This is a genomic window from Thalassovita taeanensis (assembly GCF_900110775.1).
Classification (GTDB): domain Bacteria; phylum Pseudomonadota; class Alphaproteobacteria; order Rhodobacterales; family Rhodobacteraceae; genus Litorimicrobium; species Litorimicrobium taeanense.
In genome coordinates this window covers 347827-364780 of the sequence record NZ_FOEP01000002.1, presented here as the reverse complement: position 1 = coordinate 364780, position 16954 = coordinate 347827, and the positions used below count along the sequence as shown (strand labels likewise).

The following is a 16954-nucleotide window of genomic DNA, read 5'->3' as shown; positions in this document are numbered from 1 at the left end:
GCCCGGTGCTGCAACTGTCAGACCAGTACGATGACGCCTGCAAGCACCAGTGCTGCGGCCCATGTCCGCCAGAGTGTGCGCACGGCGGCGTCGATGTCATCGGGGCCGGGGGTCCGCTGGCCGGTCGGGTGAACCCACGCGAAATCGCGCATCTGACCGTCATAGCTGCGCGGGCCGGACAGGGCGACATCAAGCGCGCGGGCCATGGCGGCCTCGGGCCAGCCGGCGTTGGGCGAGCGGTGCAGCTGTGCTTCGGACCGGATGGCGCGCCACTGTGTCAGTTGCCCGTGGGTGGCGGCGATCAGCAGGGCGGTCAGGCGGGCGGGGATCAGGTTGAGCAGGTCGTCGAACCGGGCGGCGGCCCAGCCGAAGTCCTGATGTCGCGGGGTGCGATAGCCGATCATGCTGTCGGCGGTGTTGGTGATCTTATACAGCAGCAGCCCCGGCAGGCCGAAGATGGCGAACCACAGTACCGGGGCAATTACCCCGTCAGACAGGTTTTCAGCCGCGCTTTCGATCGCGGCGCGGGTGACGGCGGGGGTGTCCATCGTGGCGGTATCGCGCCCGACGATCATCGCCACGGCGCGGCGGCCATCGCCCAGCGACAGGCGCAGGGCATTGCCGACTGCCTGCACGTGATCGACCAGCGAGCGTTGCGCCAGCAGGACGGCAACGACGAGGAGTTCAACCAGCGGTCCGAAGGCGGACAGCAGCGCGCCAAGCATGATCGCGCCTAGCCCGAGTGCGATCATGGTCAGGGTGCCATTGCGGCGCTGGTTGGGGCCGATGTTGAACCGCGTGTCGGCCCAGCCAATCAGCTGTCCCATCAGGATTGCGGGGTGCTGCACGCGGGACCAGAGCCATTTCGGCTCGCCCAGGGCGGCATCCAGCAGCATGGCGAGGATCAGGATCATAGGGCGGCCTCCAGCCGGGCCCAGTGCTGCGGCGCAGGAAGGCCGAGGCGCAGGAAGGTGTTGGAATAGGGGAAGATACGGCTCCAGACGTGATGCCGCGCCAGGCGTTCCTGCCAATGGGCGGGGTCTGAGACCTCGTAGAGCCGGAACAGCGGCGTGCCGCTGCTGACGCTGACGCGGGCGCCTGCGCGGACCATCAGTGCATCCAGCCGGGCGGCATCTTCGTTCAGGCGGATGCGGGTTTTGCGTGCCCAATCGGGGTCGGTCAGCGCATGGGTGCCGATGATAAGCGCTGGGCCCGAGACCGGCCACGGCCCCAGCATCTGCGCCAGCCTGTCGATCAAGGCGGGATCGCCGATGGCAAAGCCAAGGCGCAGCCCGGCCAGCCCCCAGAACTTGCCAAAGCTTTTCAGGACAATTCGGCCCGGCTGTGTGGCGTGGGCGATTAGCGAGCGTTCGGGGGCGATGTCGCAGAAGCTTTCATCGATCACGGTCAGCGGCGCGGTCAGATCCTGCGCGGTCCAGAACCGCCCGGTGGGGTTGTTCGGATGCACCAGAACGCGGGCCTGAGGGGCGGCGGCTTGCGGCGCGGTGCCGGACAGGGCCCAGCCCTGAGCGGTGAAGGCCGCCGCGTGTTCGTTATAGGTTGGCGTTGGGATGTCCACTGTGCCGGGCATCGTCAGTGCCGGAATGCGCGCGATCAACGACGAGGCACCGGGTGCGGCCAGCACGGCAGCACCTTCGGGCACGGACCAGAAGCGGCGGGCGGCCTGTTCCAATGCGGTTTGCGCAGCGGCGTCGGGCAGGGCGGTCCATGCGTCTGCGGGCAGGGCGGGCAGCGGGTAGGGTACCGGGTTGATGCCGGTGGACAGGTCGATCCAATCCGACCGTGTGCCCCCGAACCGGGCAGCTGCGGCGTCAACACCGCCACCGTGATCGCGGGGCGTGTCGGGCATGCTCAGTCGTCCTGTGGCAGGGGCGGGTGACGGGTGATGAAGTGGCCTTTGACGCCCAGCGGCCATTGGCGAAACGGCACCTGTCCGCTGTCGCTGGCGGCGTGAAGGGTGGCATAGTCGACGATGGCTTGGGCGGAGTCGGCATCGGCGGTGAATTTGCCAAGGGTATAGGCCAGTTTGCCCGCCCCCTGCACCGCGATGTTGCAGCCGTGGGTGCACCCCATCAGGCACGATACGCGCCGTGCGCGCACGTCTGGGGCGTCGGCCGCCGCCTGTTCGACCAGTGCGGCCAGCGATTCGCCGTCGGTCAAAGTTGCCGTCGCGGCATCCCAGCCCTCGCGCTTGCAGGTGTCGCAGATGGTGATCCAGGTGGTCATGTCATTCGCCTCATTTTGCGCACAGAAAGCGGATTCACGCCGAAAGCACAAGGGGTGTGAGCGGCGGAACGCAGGCTTCCGAAGGCGTTAACCTTTTGTTAGGGAAAAGGGCAGAATACGGGGGAGTTAACAAGGGCGTTGAATAAATCAAGCGCCCGGAGGTGGCCATGAAAGTGTTGATTGTAGAACCCGAGCCGGAGCTTGGCCGGTTGTGGAAGCGGCATTTGCAGCGTCTTGGGGGCAATGTTACCCTTGTTCAAACGCAGTATGATGCGATTGAAGCATTGCGCGCCGATGCGGTCGAGATCATCGTTCTGGACCTGGTGGTCGCAGGCGGAAGTTCGCTTGCGATCGCGGATTACGCCAGTTACCGTCGCCCCGAGGCGCGCATTGTGTTTGTCACCAACACGACGTTTTTTTCCGATGGATCGATCTTTCGTCACAGCGCCAATGCCTGTGCGTATCTGCCCACGGGGGTGCCGCCAGAGGATCTGGCGGCGATGGTCGAGCATTACGCCCGACCGTCCTGAGCCGCAGGTTGGCGCTGCTTAGCTGCGCCCGTGCGGTTTCGCATAATCAAGAACAGGGTTGATCGGGATGATCCGGTTCGGATTGATCGTGTCGTGGCTGTAGTGGTAGTGCCGCACGATATGGTTCATCTCGGTTGTCTCGGCCACGCCCGGATGTTGATACAGCTCGCGGGTGAAGCCCCACAGGTTGGGATAGTCGATGATCCGCCGCCGGTTACATTTGAAATGCAGGTGATACACCGGGTCAAACCGGATCAGCGTGGTGAACAGCCGCCAGTCAGCCTCGGTCAGGGTGTCGCCCAACAGATAGCGGTTCGATGACAGGTGGGCTTCCAGCCAGTCGAGGCTGTCAAACAGCGGTCCAACGGCATCGTCATAGGCAGATTGCGACGTGGCGAACCCGGCCTTGTAGACGCCGTTGTTGATGGTGTCGTAAATCCGGGTGTTCATTTGCTCGATCTGGTCGCGCAGGGGGGCGGGCCAGTAATCGTCGTGATTGCCAGTGATCCCGTCAAAGGCGGAATTCAGCATCCGGATGATTTCCGAGGATTCGTTCGACACGATTGTGTTGCGCTGCTTGTCCCACAGGATCGGCACGGTGACGCGCCCTGAGATCTGAGGGTCGGCCCGCAGGTAGATGTCGCGCAGGAATTGCAGGCCGAACAACGTGTCGCCGGTGGTGCCGGGGAGATCCGTTGCAAAGGTCCAGCCGTCGGACAGCATGTCGGGGTGCACGACCGACAGGGTGATATGTTCGCTCAGGCCCTTGATGGCGCGAAAGATCAGCGTGCGGTGGGCCCAGGGGCAGGCATAGGAGACATAGAGGTGATAGCGCCCACTTTCAGCTTTGAAGCCATCTGTGCCCGAGGGGCCTGCGCTGCCGTCCGCCGTGATCCAGTTGCGAAACCCGGCTGTCGAGCGCACGAATTTGCCGCCCGAAGCTTTGGTGTCGTACCAGCGGTCATCCCATTTTCCGTCGATCAGTTGGCCCATGTTCATGTCTCCTCTTTGCGCCCTTGGTAACGTGCGGCAACGTTTCAGGAAACCGGGGCTGGCGCGCATCGGGGGTGCGTCAGTGCACAAAACGGCGGGCCTCGTGTCGCAAAGCTCGGCAAGCGCGCCGTTTCTGCAATTGCTCTTGAGCGGTGCTGCGCCTATACCAATCCTCGACGAAGCCCATATGGGCCGGAGAGGTGTGCTGGCGGGATCGACCCAATCAGGGGATCGCGCGACCAGCGTCGTCAGGTGCCGCTTTCCGCGGTGCCCTCTCTTCATATTTTGGTGGTCGAAGGAGAGAGACATGAGATATTTCCATGCAATTCTGGCGGGGCTTTTGCCTGCGGTCTGGGCCGGTCAAGCGGCGGCGCATCCCGGTCATCTGGCCGAGGTTGCCGGTCACGGTCATTGGCTGGCCGGTGTTGCCATCGGCGCGGCCATTGCGATCGGGCTGTGGCAAGGGCTGAAGGGCAAAGGCAAGGACGAGGCAGCCTCGGACGAGGCCGAAGCGCCTTGCGACGAAGAATTGCAGGACGCCTGAGATATGACAAAAATCGGTGTGATGATTTGCGGGCATGGCTCTCGTAGCCAGTCGGCAGTGGATGAATTCAGCGTTTTGGCGCGCAAGCTGCCAGCCTATCTGCCACAGGGGTGGGAGATGGATTACGGCTATCTCGAGTTTGCCAATCCGGTGATCCGCGACGGGCTGGATCGGCTGCGCAACAAGGGCTGTGATCGTATTCTGGCGGTGCCGGGCATGTTGTTCGCGGCGATGCATTCCAAGAACGATATCCCCACGGTGCTGAATACCTATGCCGCGACCCACGGGATCGAGGTGTCGTATGGCCGCGAGTTGGGGGTGGACCCCAAGATGATCGCCGCCGCAGGTGCCCGTGTCCAAGAGGCGGTGGAGCACGCCAACGCCGATCTGGGCGAGGTGGCGCTGCACGAAACCTGTCTGGTGGTGATCGGGCGCGGGGCCTCTGACCCGGATGCCAACGGCAATGTCGCCAAGGTCGCGCGGATGCTGCAGGAAGGCATGGGATTCGGTTGGTTGGAGGTCGGATATTCCGGCGTGACCTTCCCGCTTGTAGAGCCCTGCCTGACCCACGCGGCCAAGCTGGGGTATAAGCGGATCATCGTGTTCCCGTATTTCCTGTTCACCGGCATCCTGATTGACCGCATCTATGGCTTCACCGATCAGGTGGCGGCGCAAAACCCCGACATTCAGTTTGTCAAAGCCGGGTATCTGAATGATCACCCCAAGGTCCTGGAAACCTTTGCCGAACGCGTGACCGAACAGGTCGGCGAGGTGGTTCCGCCAACCTGCGGCACCTGCAAATATCGCACTCAGGTTCTGGGGTTCGAGGCCGAGGTTGGCGCGGTACAGGAAAGCCATCACCACCACGTCGAAGGCCAGGGCGCCAGCGCGCCGGGGTCAAACGTGGCCGATTGCGCGCTGTGCGACACGTTCTGCACGGGCGAGTGCCGACTGGAGGCTGAGGATCATCACAGCCACGACCATGGTCATTCCCACAGCCACAGCCACGGGCACGATCACAGTCACGACCACAGCCACGCCCACGGGCATGATCACCATCATCACGACAACGATCATTCCCACCCCGAATACCCGCACGCGGACCACCCGCACGGACCGGAAAGCGCGCGCAAGCACAGGCGCTGACCTGCGCGTTTCACATTTTTCAAATATCCCCGCCGGAGGCTCCATCGCTCTCCGCTCAAGCAAGGCCTGCCGATGCGTCCTTACGAAAAAGACCCCAGCGCGATCTATGCCGCCAGTTTTGCCACCGTGCGCGAAGAGGCGCGGCTGGAGCGGTTCGGGCCGGGGATGGAAGCACTTGCGATCCGCCTGATTCATGCCTGTGGCATGGTCGAGGTGGCGGACCGGCTGGCGTTCTCGCGAGGGGCGTATGAGGCTGGCCACGCTGCGTTGCAGCGTGGCGCCCCGGTTTTGTGCGATTGCGAAATGGTGGGGGCGGGGATCATCCGGCGCTATCTTCCGGCGGGCAACGATGTGGTGGTGACGCTGAATGATCCGTCTGTGCCCGAGCGGGCGAAGAGGATCGGCAATACGCGGTCGGCGGCGGCGGTGGAGTTGTGGGCCGATCGGCTGGAGGGCGCCGTGGTGGCGATCGGCAATGCCCCCACCGCGCTGTTTCATCTGCTTGAGCTGCTTGAGGCAGGCGCCCCGAAGCCTGCGGTGATCCTTGGCTTCCCGGTGGGGTTCGTCGGCGCGGCAGAAAGCAAGGCGGAACTGGCCGAACGCCCGCAGGGGTGCGAATTCGTAGCCTTGCGCGGGCGGCGCGGCGGGTCGGCGATTGCCTCGGCTGCGGTGAACGCACTGGCGGCAGGATTGCCGGAGATCGCGGGATGAGCCTTGGGCGTGGTGCCTTAGGTGGGGGCGCGCAGTTTGAGTATTTACATCAGAAAGAAACGGGGTGTGATCATGTCTGATCCGTGGGTGCATATTGTCGGCATTGGCGAGGACGGGATGGAGGGGCTGGTGCCCGCCACCCGCGCTGTGGTCGAGGCTGCCGATGTGATCATTGGCGGTGATCGGCATCATCTGCTGTCGGGCGGGGTGAAGGCCGAGCGTTTGGCCTGGCCCTCGCCCTTCAACGCGTTGATCGAGGTGTTGAAGGGGCTGAAAGGGCGGCGCGTGGTGGTTTTGGCCACGGGCGATCCGCTGTGGTTTTCGGTTGGCGCACGGATTGGTCGCGAGATCGATCCGCAGGAGATTGTCTATCATCCGCAGTTGAGCGCGTTTCAGCTGGCCGCCGCCCGGATGGGGTGGAGCATGGCGGATGTTGAGACGCTGACGGTGCACGGTCGCCCGGTGGAGCAGATGATCGCGTTCATTCAGCCGGATGTGCGGTTGCTGATTCTGACCACTGGGGCCGAAACGCCGGGGCAGATTGCGCGGTTCCTGACCGAGCGCGGGTTCGGTGGGTCGCGGATGGTGGTGTTGGCGGCCATGGGCGGCAAGGATGAAGCGCGGTTCGAGGGCGTGGCGGAAAGCTGGAACCATGACGTTCCGGCGTTCAACACGCTGGCGGTCGAGTGTTTGGCAGCGCCGGGGGCGGCGTTGCTGCCTCGGGTGCCGGGGTTGGCGGATGATTTGTTTCAGCATGATGGCACGATGACCAAGCAAGAGGTTCGCGCGGCGACTTTGGCCAAGCTGATGCCGATGCGCGGGGCGTTGCTGTGGGACATTGGCACTGGCTGTGGTTCGGTCGCGGTGGAATGGATGCGCGGTGCGCGCTATGCTCGTGCGATCGGGATTGAACCGCGGGCGGACCGCCGGGCGATGGCGGCGGCGAATGCGCTGGCGCTTGGGGTGCCGAAGCTGGAGCTTGTGGACGGCGTGGTGCCTGCGGCATTGGCGGGGCTGGAGGCGCCGGATGCGGTGTTCATCGGTGGCGGGCTGAGCCGTGAGGTGTTCGAGGCGGCGTGGGGCGCGTTGCGGCCTTTGGGGCGGCTGGTGGCCAATGCGGTGACGCTGGAAAGCGAGGCGGTTCTGGTGGCGCTGCACAAGGAGTTTGGCGGGCAGTTGGTAAAGATCCAGGTCAGCAGGGCCGAGCCGATCGGGCCGCGCACCGGGTGGCGGCCATTGATGCCGGTGACGCAGTGGAGCCTGATCAAACGATGACGGTTTGGCGCGGGCGGGATGTGTATGTTTTGGGAAAGATGAAAGGGGCGGCGCATGGCGGGTAAACTGTTTGGTGTGGGCCTTGGACCGGGGGACCCCGATCTGATGACGCTGCGGGCGCATCGGCTGATTTCGGGGGCCTCGGTCGTGGCCTATCCGGCGTTGGCGGGGGGCGAAAGCTTTGCCCGCTCGATCGCGGCTGCGGTGATCCCGGCGGGGTGCCGCGAGATCGTGATGGACGTGCCGATGACCGTGGAGCGCGCGCCTGCGCAGGCGGCCTATGACAAGGGTGCGGCCGAGATCGCGGCGGTGTTGCAGGCGGGCGAGGATGTGGTGTGCCTGTGCGAGGGCGATCCTTTTTTCTATGGCTCGTTCATGTATCTGTTTGCGCGGCTGAGCGCGCGGTTCGAGGTGGAGGTGGTGCCGGGCGTGACCAGCATCACCACCTGTGCGGCGCGGGCCGGAATGCCTTTGGCGGCGCGCAACGAGCGGCTGACGGTGCTGCCGGGCCCCTTGCCCGAGGACGAGCTGCGCAGCCGAATCGAGGGGGCCGAGAGCGTTGTCATCATGAAGGTGGGGCGGCATCTGGCCAAGATCCGGGGTGTGATCGAGGGGTTGGGCCTGACGGATCGCGCGATGTATGTGGAGCGGGCCAGCCTGCCGGACGAGGTGGTTTGTCCGCTGGCGGAAGCGCCGGAGCGCGCGCCGTATTTTTCAATGATTTTGCTGACAAAAGGGGCCGATCCATGGTTGTGAACGGAACTGCGAAACCTGTGGTTCTGGCGCTGAGCGCGTCGGGTGAAGGCGTGGCGCGGCGCGTGGCTGACGCCTTGGGCGCGCAGATGCATGGGCGCGAGGGACGGGTGAGCGCGGCGGACGCGTTTTTCCCCAATGCGTTGGATCATGCGCGTGATCTGTTTGCCGCCGGGGTGCCGGTGGTTGGGGTCTGTGCCAGCGGGATTCTGATCCGGGCGGTGGCGCCTTTACTGGCCGACAAGCGGGCCGAGCCGCCGGTTGTTTCGGTCTCCGACGATGGTGCGGTGGTTGTGCCGCTGCTGGGCGGGCACCGGGGGGCGAACCGTTTGGTGCGCGAGATTGCACAGGCTTTGGGCGGGGTCGCTGCGGTGACCACAGCGGGCGATGTGGCGATGGGCGTGGCGCTGGATGAGCCACCGGCGGGGTATCGGCTGGCCAATCCTGCGGATGCCAAGGGCGCGATGGCGGCTTTGCTGTCAGGTAAGGGGCTGCGTGTCAGCGGCGAGAATATCTTTGGCGTCGAGGAGACGGGCGGCGCGGTGGAGTTGCTGGTAAGCGAAGCGCCCGCGCAGGGCGGCGAAGCGCGGCTGGTCTATCATCCGCAGCGGTTTGCGCTGGGGCTGGGCTGTGCGCGCAATGCCGACCCTGAGGAGCTGTGGGCACTGGTCAGCGACACGCTGGACAAGGCCGGGATTGCGCCGGGGGCAGTGGCCTGCGTCGCCTCGATCGATCTGAAGGCGGACGAACCCGCGATGAACGAGGTGGCGCGGCGTCTGGACGTGCCGCTGCGGTTGTTCACGGCGGCGGAGCTGGAGGTATTTGCGGGGCAATTGGCGCATCCCTCAGAAGTGGTTTTTGCCGAAGTGGGGTGTCACGGGGTGAGCGAAGGCGCGGCCTTGGCCTGTGGTGGGGTATTGGTGGTCGAGAAGGTGAAGACCGCCACCTGTACCTGTGCGGTCGCGCGGGCAGAGCAGCCGATGACGCAAATGCCGGGGCGGTCTCGCGGGCGGTTGTCTGTGGTGGGGATCGGGCCGGGTCAGGCGGCTTGGCGCACGCCTGAGGTCAGCCGATTGGTGGCCGAGGCTGAGGAGCTGGTGGGCTATGGGCTGTATATCGACCTGCTGGGGCCTTTGGCGACCGGCAAGGCGCGCAGCGATTTCCCGTTGGGTGGCGAGGAGGCGCGGTGCCGCTATGCGCTGGAGCAAGCGGCCAAGGGCAAAAACGTGGCGCTGGTGTGTTCCGGAGATGCGGGAATTTACGCGATGGGCGCGCTGGTGTTCGAACTTCTGGATCGCGGGCCGGACGAGCATGGGGTTTCTGATGCGGCGCACCGGGTAGAGGTTGTCTGCTCGCCCGGCGTTTCGGCGCTTCAGGGGGCCGCTGCGCGGGCCGGGGCGCCGTTGGGGCATGATTTCTGCACGATTTCGCTGAGTGACCTGTTGACGCCACGGGATGATATCTTGCGGCGGCTGAAGGCGGCGGCAGAGGGCGATTTTGTGATCGCGTTCTATAACCCGGTATCCAAGACCCGGCGGACGTTGTTGGCGGAGGCGCGTGATATTCTGTTGCAGCACCGTCCGGGGGATACGCCGGTCATGTTGGCCAGCTCGTTGGGGCGGCCCGAGGAGCATGTGCGCTATCGCCGGTTGGATCAATTGGAGGTTGATGAGGTGGACATGCTGACCGTGGTTCTGATCGGGTCGAGCAACAGCCGGTTGGCGCAGTTGGGCGAGGGGCCGCGGATGTTCACGCCGCGCGGCTATGCGCGCAAGATCGACGGTGATCTGGCGGCGGGGGTGGCGCAGTGAGTATTTTTATCAGAAAGAAACAGGGGGCCTGAGCCATGACAGTTTATTTCATTGGGGCGGGGCCGGGTGATCCGGAGTTGTTGACGCTGAAGGCGCAGCGGTTGATTGGGGCGTGTCCGGTGTGTCTTTATGCCGGGTCTTTGGTGCCCGCCGAGGTGGTGGCCGGGGCACCGGAGGGGGCGCGGGTTCTGGATACGGCGCCGATGACGCTGGATGACACGCATGCCGAGATCGTTGCGGCGCATGGCCGGGGCGAGGATGTGGCGCGGGTGCATTCGGGCGATCCGTCGCTTTATGGCGCGATTGCCGAGCAGATCCGGCGGCTGAGGGCGGATGGGATTGACTATCAGGTGATCCCCGGCGTGCCCGCGTATGCAGCGGCGGCGGCGGCCTTGGGGCAGGAGTTGACGGTGCCGGAGGTGGCGCAGTCGATCGTGCTGACACGGGTGTCGATGAAATCGACCTCGATGCCTGCCGGTGAGACGCTGGAGAATTTTGCCCGCACCGGGGCGACGCTGGCGATTCATCTGGGGGTGCGGAACCTGCGTGAGATCGAGCGGCAGCTGAGCCCGTACTATGGCGCAGATTGCCCGGTGGTGGTGGCGTACCGTGTGGGCTGGCCGGATCAATTGTTCATTCGTGGCACGCTGGCGGATATGCACGCCAAGGTGCGGGCCGAAAAGATCACCCGCACGGCGCTGATTCTGGTGGGGCCGGTGTTGGGCGAAGTGGGCGATTTTAAGGATTCGGCGCTGTATGATCCTGCGATGCCGCATGTACTGAGGCCCAAAGTTGCTGTGAAATAAGGGGCATTCGGATAGAATATCAGTGTTGCCAAAGCTTTACTTGACGGTAATGCCTTTTGCGTCATCCTGAGGGCCGGGAATAGGAGGCGCGCGATGACGACATTTTTGCCCAAGGAGGTTCAGGATGGGCTGGACGCGGCACGCAAGCGTGCACTGAAGCAGTCCAGTCGGATGCTGATCGAGGCCGATGGCAAGACCTATCGCGTGTTGCGCTTTTGGGAGCACGGCTTTGCGCTGGAGGCTGAAGGGGCGCCGCATTTGCGCGGATTGGTCGATCTGTATGATCGAGGATACCACCTGTATCAGGGGCTGATCGTCGCATCGTCCGAGGAAAATGGCGAAATGTGCTATGAGTTCAAGCGCCTGACCCTTGCTCACGACAAGGTGCCGCTGGATTTCGCACAGGACGAAACAGTCGCCGTGGCGTTTCTGGGCCGGTAGTCTTGGCGACTGCCCGGCCCTGTTGATGGGTTATTGCAGATCAGCGAAGGCGGCTTGCAAACGCTCGATTGCCTGTTCCACCAAGGCGCGCGGTGTGGCGAGGTTGAAGCGCAGGAAGTTTTCCCCGCCTGTGCCAAACGTCGGCCCGTGATTGATGGCGATTTTGGCGTCACGCTCGACCCGGGAGGTAAACTCTTCGCGGGTCATGCCGGTACCTGAACAATCGACCCATGCCAGATACGTTGCTTCAAGCTGCATTGATTTCAGGCCGGGAATGGCATTCACGCCAGCGTCGAAAATGCGGCGATTGCCATCAAGATACACCATCAGGTCATCGACCCAGGCGGCCCCTTCCGGGGAATACGCAGCCTCGGCCATGTGCAGACCAAAGGCGTTGGGTGACAGGCCCAGCCCCATCATCCGGTCAGCAAATTTTTGCCGCAGGATCGGATCGGAGATGATGACATTGCCAGCGTGGCAGCCTGCGATGTTGAAGGTCTTGGTGGTGGCGGTCATCATGATCAGCCGGTCCTCGATCCCGTCGATCAGCGGCATTGGCGTGTGTTGGGCGCCGGGAAAGACCAGATCGTGGTGGATCTCGTCCGATACCAAGATCAGATCGTGGCGTTTGGCGAAATCGGCGACGCCCTGCAATTCCGCACGGGTCCAGACGCGCCCGCCGGGATTGTGCGGCGAGCACAGGATGAGCATCTTTTCCGAGCCGTCCATCTGCGCGTCATAGGCCGCGAAATCCATCTCGTACCGGCCATCATTGTTTACGAGGCTGCATTCAACCACGCGGCGGTTGTTGGCGCGGATCACCTTGGCGAAGGCGTGATAAACTGGGGTGAACAGCACAACGCCATCACCGGGTTGCGTGAAGGTGTCGACGCAAACCGCAGTGCCGTTGACCAGCCCATGGGTGGTGAAGATCGCGGCGGGATCCACAGTCCAGCCGTGGCGGGTGTCCATCCACCGGCAGATCGCCTGACGGTACGCGGTATCGTCGCCGTAATAGCCATAGATGCCGTGGTCATGCAGTTTGGCGACGGCATTTTGTATACATTCCGGCGCGCGAAAATCCATATCGGCCACCCACATGGCGATGCCGTCCTGCGCGGGGACGCCATAGATCGGCTCCATCATGTCCCATTTCGCGGAATGGGTGCCGTGCCGGTTGATAATATCGTCAAAGCTCATGCAGGTCTCCTGTTTTTGCGCAGGTTAGCGGGATCGCGGCGAGGTGCAATGGGCTGTGACATGCGGCGTATCCGCCCTGTGGGCCGTTTTTGTTCGGGTTTGCACCATTGCACGGGGCGGGGGCATGCCCTAAATCGGGCATATGACATTACGCCCTATTCTGATCCACCCCGACCCGCGCCTGAAAAAACTGTGCGCCCCCGTGCCCGATCTGTCGGACGCGCTGCGCAAGCTGGCGGATGATATGCTGGAAACCATGTATGACGCCCCCGGCATCGGGCTGGCGGCGCCGCAGATCGGCACGCTGGAGCGGCTGATTGTGCTGGATTGCGTCAAGGAAACCGGCGAGGCGCCACGGCCTTTGATCATGTTCAACCCCGAGGTTGTTGCATCGTCGGATGACAAGAGCGTGTACGAGGAAGGCTGTTTGTCGATCCCCGAGCAATACGCCGACGTTGAACGCCCCGCCGAGGTCAGCGTGCGGTGGATCGACCGGGACGGCAACGAGCAGCAGGAAGATTTCGCCGGGCTGTGGGCGACCTGCGTGCAGCACGAGATCGATCATCTGAACGGCAAGTTGTTCATCGATTATCTGACTCCGTTGAAGCGGCAGCTGATCACCCGCAAGATGCAGAAACTGAAGCGTGACAGGGCCCGGGTTTGAGCGTTCTGCCGATCCTGATCTGGCCTGACCCGCGCTTGTCGCAGGTCTGTGTACCGGTGGGAGCCGAGGATCTGTCTGGGCTGATCACCGACATGTTTGAAACGATGTATGACGCGCCGGGGCGCGGTTTGGCGGCGCCGCAAGTGGGCGTGCTGAAGCGGGTTTTCGTAATGGACTGCGGTTGGAAAGATGGCGAGATGATGCCGCTGGCCTGCATAGATCCCGAAATTATTGAGGCCTCGGAAGAGGTTGCTGTCGGGCCGGAGGGGTGTCTTTCGATCCCGGATGCCCCCGCAGAGGTGGCGCGGCCTGCTTGGGTGGTGCTGCGCTGGACCGGGTTGGATGGCGCGGTACAACAGCGTCGGCTGGACGGGTTCGAGGCGAAATGCGCGCTGCACGAGCTGGACCATCTGGATGGCAAGGTGATTTTTGATCGGATTTCGACCGAGGATCGGGCGCGGATCGAGGGTGCTTATCTGGAGGCGCGTCAGTGACTGTTCGCAAATGTATTCCCTGGCCGGACAAGCGGTTGCGCACCGCTGCGGCGCCGGTTGAGGCGATCACCGACGAGGTGCGCGCAATCTGGGCCGACATGATTGATACGATGGAGGCCATGCCGGGTGTGGGGCTGGCGGCGGTGCAGATTGGCGTTATGCAGCGGCTGGCGGTGGTGGATGCCAGCACCGAGCGCGGGCAGGTGGTGCGGATGGCCAATCCGGAGGTTCTGCATGCCAGCGTGCAACCCCGCGCGCATGATGAGGCCAGCCCGAACCTGCCCGGTGTCCACGCCAATATCAGCCGACCGCGAGCGGTGACAGTGCGGTTTCTCAACGAGGCCGGAGCGGTGGAAGAGCGCGACTTTGTCGGGCTTTGGGCGACCAGCGTGCAGCACCAGATCGACCACCTGAATGGCCGGATGTATTTCGATCATCTGTCGAAGGTGAAGCGCGATATGCTGATCCGCCGGGCGCGCAAGGCGCAGTAAAGGTTAACGTGATCCGTGCCGGAGTGGCGCGGAGCGGTAAATATCTTGGAAAGCTTTGTAAACAAGGGCGGCGGGCCGGATTTGGCGATGTGATTCACATGCACACCCGATGCACAATAGATGCATATGGTAAGCGTGTGTCGACGGGTTAAGGCAGCGTGCGTTAACGTTTTGTTGGGCGAAGACGTGCAGGATGCTCGGGCGGTCGGATCGCCCGAAGGAAGGAAGCAGGGATGCGGATCGTATTTATGGGCACGCCCGAATTTTCGGTGCCGGTGCTGGAGGCTTTGGTCGCGGCGGGGCATGAAATTGCTGCGGTGTATTGCCAGCCGCCGCGCCCGGCGGGGCGGGGCAAGAAGGACCGTCCGACGCCGGTGCACGCCCGCGCGTTGGAGCTGGGGTTGGAGGTGCGGTATCCGGTCTCGCTAAAAGGGGCAGAGGCGCAGGCGGAGTTTGCCGCGTTGCAGGCGGATGTGGCGGTGGTGGTGGCCTATGGCTTGATCCTGCCGCAGGCGATTTTGGACGCGCCCGCGAAGGGGTGTTTGAACATTCACGCCAGCCTGTTGCCGCGCTGGCGCGGGGCGGCGCCCATTCACCGCGCGATCATGGCGGGCGATGCCGAAACCGGCATTTGCATCATGCAGATGGAGGCGGGGCTGGATACCGGGCCGGTGTTGCTGCGCAAGGCGGTGGCGATCGGGGCGCAGGAGACCACGGCGCAACTGCATGACCGGTTGTCGGCGCTGGGGGCTGCGTTGATTGTCGAGGCTCTGGCGCGGCTGGACGCGTTGCAGCCCGAGGTGCAGCCTGAGGATGGCGTGAGCTATGCCCATAAGATCGACAAGGCCGAGGCGGCGGTGGATTGGGCCGCACCTGCGGCAGAGGTCGATCGCAAGATACGCGGGCTTTCGCCGTTTCCCGGTGCCTGGGTCGAGATCGGCGGGCAGCGGGTGAAGCTGCTGGCCTCGTCCCTGGCAGAGGGCGCCGGGGCGCCGGGTGAGGTTCTGGATGACGCGCTGACGGTGGCGTGCGGCACCGGCGCGGTGCGGCTTTTGCGCTTGCAACGCGCCGGGCGGGCGGCGCAGGATGCGGGTGAGTTTCTGCGCGGGATGCCTTTGCCCAAGGGCACGCGGTTGTAAGGTGGAGGTGCGCCCATGTTTCCCACGATGATCGGAACGGTCGTGATTGCGGGCATTGTCGGCTATGCGGCGGAGCGGTCGGGGTTCACGCGCAATGGCTATGTCTCGTCTATCATCATCTGTGTGGGCGGGGCGTTTCTGTTCTATTTCGTGCGGATCATGTTCGGGCTGCGATTTGGCAGTGCCGGGTTCGATGCGATTTTGTCGTCGATCGGGGCGCTGATCATCGTGCCGACGCATTACCGAAAATAGGAGGCTGGAATGACTGTGGTCTGGTTACTGATCGTGGGGGCGGCGGCGGGATTTCTGGCGACGCGTCTGATGAAGATCGAGGCGGATATCATCACCACGGTGGTGATTGGCATGGCGGGCGCATTGGTTGGTGGTTTGGTGTTGCGGGTGTTGTTGTCGGTCATGGGCATGGCGGCCGGATTTTTGGGCGCACTGCTGGGGGCGTTGGTGTTGATCTGGCTTTGGCAGACCTATGTCAACAAGTGACCGGGGTGCCGGTGGATGCTGAGGAGCCTCCGGCGGGGATATTTGGAAAATGTGAAGCCTATTTAGGTGGGCGGCTTTTGTAGACGGGCAGGCGGCGAGCGCGCCGGTGAGGGCAAAGATCACGACGGAGGCATAATCCAGCAGCGCGAGCGCTGTCATCTGGCGGCGGCGCCGGGTTTGAACGGGGCCATTCCGGCGCGGGCCAGTTCGTCGGCGCGTTCGTTTTCGGGGTGGCCTGCGTGGCCCTTGATCCATTCCCACGTCACGGTGTGGCGGGCCTGGGCCTGTTCGAGGCGCTGCCAGAGTTCGACGTTTTTCACCGGCTTTTTGTTCGAGGTTTTCCAGCCGTTGCGTTTCCAGCCGTGGATCCAGCCGGTGACGCCGTTTTTGACATAGGCGCTGTCGGTGACCACGGTGAGGGTCGAGGGGCGTTCGAGGGCTTCGAGCACGTTGATCGCGGCCAGAAGCTCCATCCGGTTGTTGGTGGTGTGGGCCTCGCCGCCCTTGATCTCGCGTTCCTTGATCACGCGGTCGCCATCCATGGCGCGCAGCAGGGCACCCCAGCCACCGGGGCCGGGATTACCGGAGCATGCTCCGTCAGTATATGCGAATAGCTTAGCCATGGGCGGCCAGCGATACCCAATCTGCCATGCTGCCGTCCAGCCCTTTATCGCGGCCGGTGGTGGTTTTTGTTACGGTGAAGCCGGTTTCGGTCAGCAAGGCAGTCAGCGCGTCCGGGGTGTAGTAGGTATAGAGCCGCCCCAGGCTGTCGCGGGCCTCGTCTGTGCCGGTTTTGAGGGCGATGTGGAACTGTCCGCCGGGGCGCAGGGCGCGGTGGATCGCGGCAAGGTGGCCGGGCATGTCGGCGCGCGGGGCGTGCAGCAAGCTGAAGTTGGCCCAGATGCCATCATAGAGCGCGGTGGCGTCAAGGTCGTCGAAGCTGGCTTGCCATGCGGTGACGCCGGGGTGGGCGGCGGCGAGGGCGACCATTTCGGCCGAGGCATCCACGGCGTCGGCTTTCAGTCCGACCTTGGCCATCCACGCGGCGGACAGGCCGGGGCCGCAGCCCAGATCCAGCACGCGCCCGCCTGCGGGGATCGCCGCGATGAAGGCAGAAAGCAGCGCGCCCGGTGTTGATGTTGCCACCACGCGGGCATAGTCCGCGGCGCGGGTGTCGTAGATGCGGATGGTTTCGGGATCAGGGCACATGG

Annotated in this window: 22 protein-coding genes; 15 read left to right on the top strand and 7 right to left on the bottom strand. The window is 63.9% G+C overall.

What is annotated here, in order from left to right; genetic code table 11:
- Window positions 1–17 precede the first annotated feature (17 nt).
- From cbiB to BSF79_RS04240, 3 genes are read right to left on the bottom strand one after another with little or no spacing between them, the layout of a single operon-like run.
- On the bottom strand, window positions 18–914 hold the full coding sequence (gene cbiB / locus BSF79_RS04250) for an adenosylcobinamide-phosphate synthase CbiB (protein WP_090268587.1): 897 nt from the start codon (window positions 912–914) through the stop codon (window positions 18–20).
- On the bottom strand, window positions 911–1870 hold the full coding sequence (cobD, locus tag BSF79_RS04245; RefSeq protein WP_090268586.1) for a threonine-phosphate decarboxylase CobD: 960 nt from the start codon (window positions 1868–1870) through the stop codon (window positions 911–913). Before cobD ends, cbiB begins: the two co-directional genes overlap by 4 nt.
- Window positions 1871–1872: 2 nt before the next feature.
- Window positions 1873–2247 (bottom strand): DUF1636 family protein, encoded by a 375-nt coding sequence (locus tag BSF79_RS04240; RefSeq protein WP_090268585.1) that lies wholly within the window; start codon window positions 2245–2247, stop codon window positions 1873–1875.
- Window positions 2248–2414: 167 nt separating this feature from the next.
- Here BSF79_RS04240 and BSF79_RS04235 point away from each other — a divergent pair, with 167 nt between their 5' ends.
- Complete coding sequence (locus BSF79_RS04235; protein ID WP_090268584.1) at window positions 2415–2777, top strand: response regulator transcription factor; 363 nt, start codon at window positions 2415–2417, stop codon at window positions 2775–2777.
- An 18-nt stretch (window positions 2778–2795) separates the two neighbouring features.
- On the opposite strand, the gene BSF79_RS04230 is transcribed toward BSF79_RS04235, so the two are convergent.
- Window positions 2796–3770, bottom strand: a complete 975-nt coding sequence (locus BSF79_RS04230) for a glutathione S-transferase family protein (protein WP_090268727.1) — start codon at window positions 3768–3770, stop codon at window positions 2796–2798.
- A 307-nt stretch (window positions 3771–4077) separates the two neighbouring features.
- On the opposite strand from BSF79_RS04230, the gene BSF79_RS04225 reads away from it, so the two are divergent.
- The 8 genes from BSF79_RS04225 (at window position 4078) to BSF79_RS04190 (ending at window position 11257) form a co-directional block, all read left to right on the top strand.
- Entirely contained in the window at window positions 4078–4314 is a 237-nt protein-coding gene (locus BSF79_RS04225; RefSeq protein ID WP_090268583.1) for a DUF6732 family protein, read from the top strand.
- Between the two features lie 3 nt (window positions 4315–4317).
- Window positions 4318–5460: a sirohydrochlorin chelatase gene (locus BSF79_RS04220; protein ID WP_090268582.1), complete on the top strand. Its 1143-nt coding sequence runs from the start codon at window positions 4318–4320 to the stop codon at window positions 5458–5460.
- 72 nt (window positions 5461–5532) lie between these two features.
- Window positions 5533–6171, top strand: coding sequence for a precorrin-8X methylmutase (locus tag BSF79_RS04215; protein WP_175545251.1), 639 nt, complete (start codon window positions 5533–5535; stop codon window positions 6169–6171).
- A 72-nt stretch (window positions 6172–6243) separates the two neighbouring features.
- Window positions 6244–7446: a precorrin-6y C5,15-methyltransferase (decarboxylating) subunit CbiE gene (gene cbiE / locus BSF79_RS04210; protein WP_090268580.1), complete on the top strand. Its 1203-nt coding sequence runs from the start codon at window positions 6244–6246 to the stop codon at window positions 7444–7446.
- Between the two features lie 54 nt (window positions 7447–7500).
- Window positions 7501–8202 carry a precorrin-2 C(20)-methyltransferase gene (cobI, locus tag BSF79_RS04205; protein ID WP_090268579.1) on the top strand — a complete coding sequence of 234 codons (702 nt, stop codon included), beginning with the start codon at window positions 7501–7503 and terminating at the stop codon, window positions 8200–8202.
- Complete coding sequence (gene cobJ, locus BSF79_RS04200) at window positions 8193–10010, top strand: precorrin-3B C(17)-methyltransferase (protein ID WP_090268578.1); 1818 nt, start codon at window positions 8193–8195, stop codon at window positions 10008–10010. Before cobI ends, cobJ begins: the two co-directional genes overlap by 10 nt.
- Before the next feature lie 35 nt (window positions 10011–10045).
- Complete coding sequence (gene cobM / locus BSF79_RS04195; RefSeq protein WP_090268577.1) at window positions 10046–10816, top strand: precorrin-4 C(11)-methyltransferase; 771 nt, start codon at window positions 10046–10048, stop codon at window positions 10814–10816.
- A 93-nt stretch (window positions 10817–10909) separates the two neighbouring features.
- The gene (locus tag BSF79_RS04190; RefSeq protein WP_090268576.1) at window positions 10910–11257 is read left to right on the top strand and encodes a hypothetical protein; all 348 of its coding nucleotides are present in this window, start codon (window positions 10910–10912) and stop codon (window positions 11255–11257) included.
- A 30-nt stretch (window positions 11258–11287) separates the two neighbouring features.
- Here BSF79_RS04190 and BSF79_RS04185 read toward each other — a convergent pair whose 3' ends face one another.
- Complete coding sequence (locus BSF79_RS04185; protein ID WP_090268575.1) at window positions 11288–12457, bottom strand: MalY/PatB family protein; 1170 nt, start codon at window positions 12455–12457, stop codon at window positions 11288–11290.
- A 142-nt stretch (window positions 12458–12599) separates the two neighbouring features.
- On the opposite strand from BSF79_RS04185, the gene def (BSF79_RS04180) reads away from it, so the two are divergent.
- The 6 genes from def (BSF79_RS04180) (at window position 12600) to BSF79_RS04155 (ending at window position 15743) form a co-directional block, all read left to right on the top strand.
- A complete protein-coding gene (gene def, locus BSF79_RS04180; RefSeq protein ID WP_090268574.1) occupies window positions 12600–13121 on the top strand; it encodes a peptide deformylase in 522 nt (173 codons plus the stop codon).
- Window positions 13118–13615, top strand: coding sequence for a peptide deformylase (gene def, locus BSF79_RS04175; protein WP_090268573.1), 498 nt, complete (start codon window positions 13118–13120; stop codon window positions 13613–13615). Before def (BSF79_RS04180) ends, def (BSF79_RS04175) begins: the two co-directional genes overlap by 4 nt.
- A complete protein-coding gene (gene def, locus BSF79_RS04170) occupies window positions 13612–14106 on the top strand; it encodes a peptide deformylase (RefSeq protein WP_090268572.1) in 495 nt (164 codons plus the stop codon). The genes def (BSF79_RS04175) and def (BSF79_RS04170) overlap by 4 nt, the downstream gene beginning before the upstream one ends.
- A 233-nt stretch (window positions 14107–14339) precedes the next feature.
- Complete coding sequence (gene fmt / locus BSF79_RS04165) at window positions 14340–15245, top strand: methionyl-tRNA formyltransferase (protein ID WP_090268571.1); 906 nt, start codon at window positions 14340–14342, stop codon at window positions 15243–15245.
- Window positions 15246–15260: 15 nt separating this feature from the next.
- On the top strand, window positions 15261–15497 hold the full coding sequence (locus tag BSF79_RS04160) for a hypothetical protein (RefSeq protein WP_090268570.1): 237 nt from the start codon (window positions 15261–15263) through the stop codon (window positions 15495–15497).
- 9 nt (window positions 15498–15506) lie between these two features.
- Complete coding sequence (locus BSF79_RS04155) at window positions 15507–15743, top strand: GlsB/YeaQ/YmgE family stress response membrane protein (protein WP_090268569.1); 237 nt, start codon at window positions 15507–15509, stop codon at window positions 15741–15743.
- A 155-nt stretch (window positions 15744–15898) separates the two neighbouring features.
- On the opposite strand, the gene rnhA is transcribed toward BSF79_RS04155, so the two are convergent.
- Together rnhA and BSF79_RS04145 are read right to left on the bottom strand one after the other, a co-directional pair.
- Complete coding sequence (rnhA, locus tag BSF79_RS04150) at window positions 15899–16366, bottom strand: ribonuclease HI (protein ID WP_090268568.1); 468 nt, start codon at window positions 16364–16366, stop codon at window positions 15899–15901.
- Window positions 16359–16952, bottom strand: a complete 594-nt coding sequence (locus BSF79_RS04145; protein ID WP_090268567.1) for a class I SAM-dependent DNA methyltransferase — start codon at window positions 16950–16952, stop codon at window positions 16359–16361. The genes rnhA and BSF79_RS04145 overlap by 8 nt, the downstream gene beginning before the upstream one ends.
- Window positions 16953–16954 lie beyond the last annotated feature (2 nt).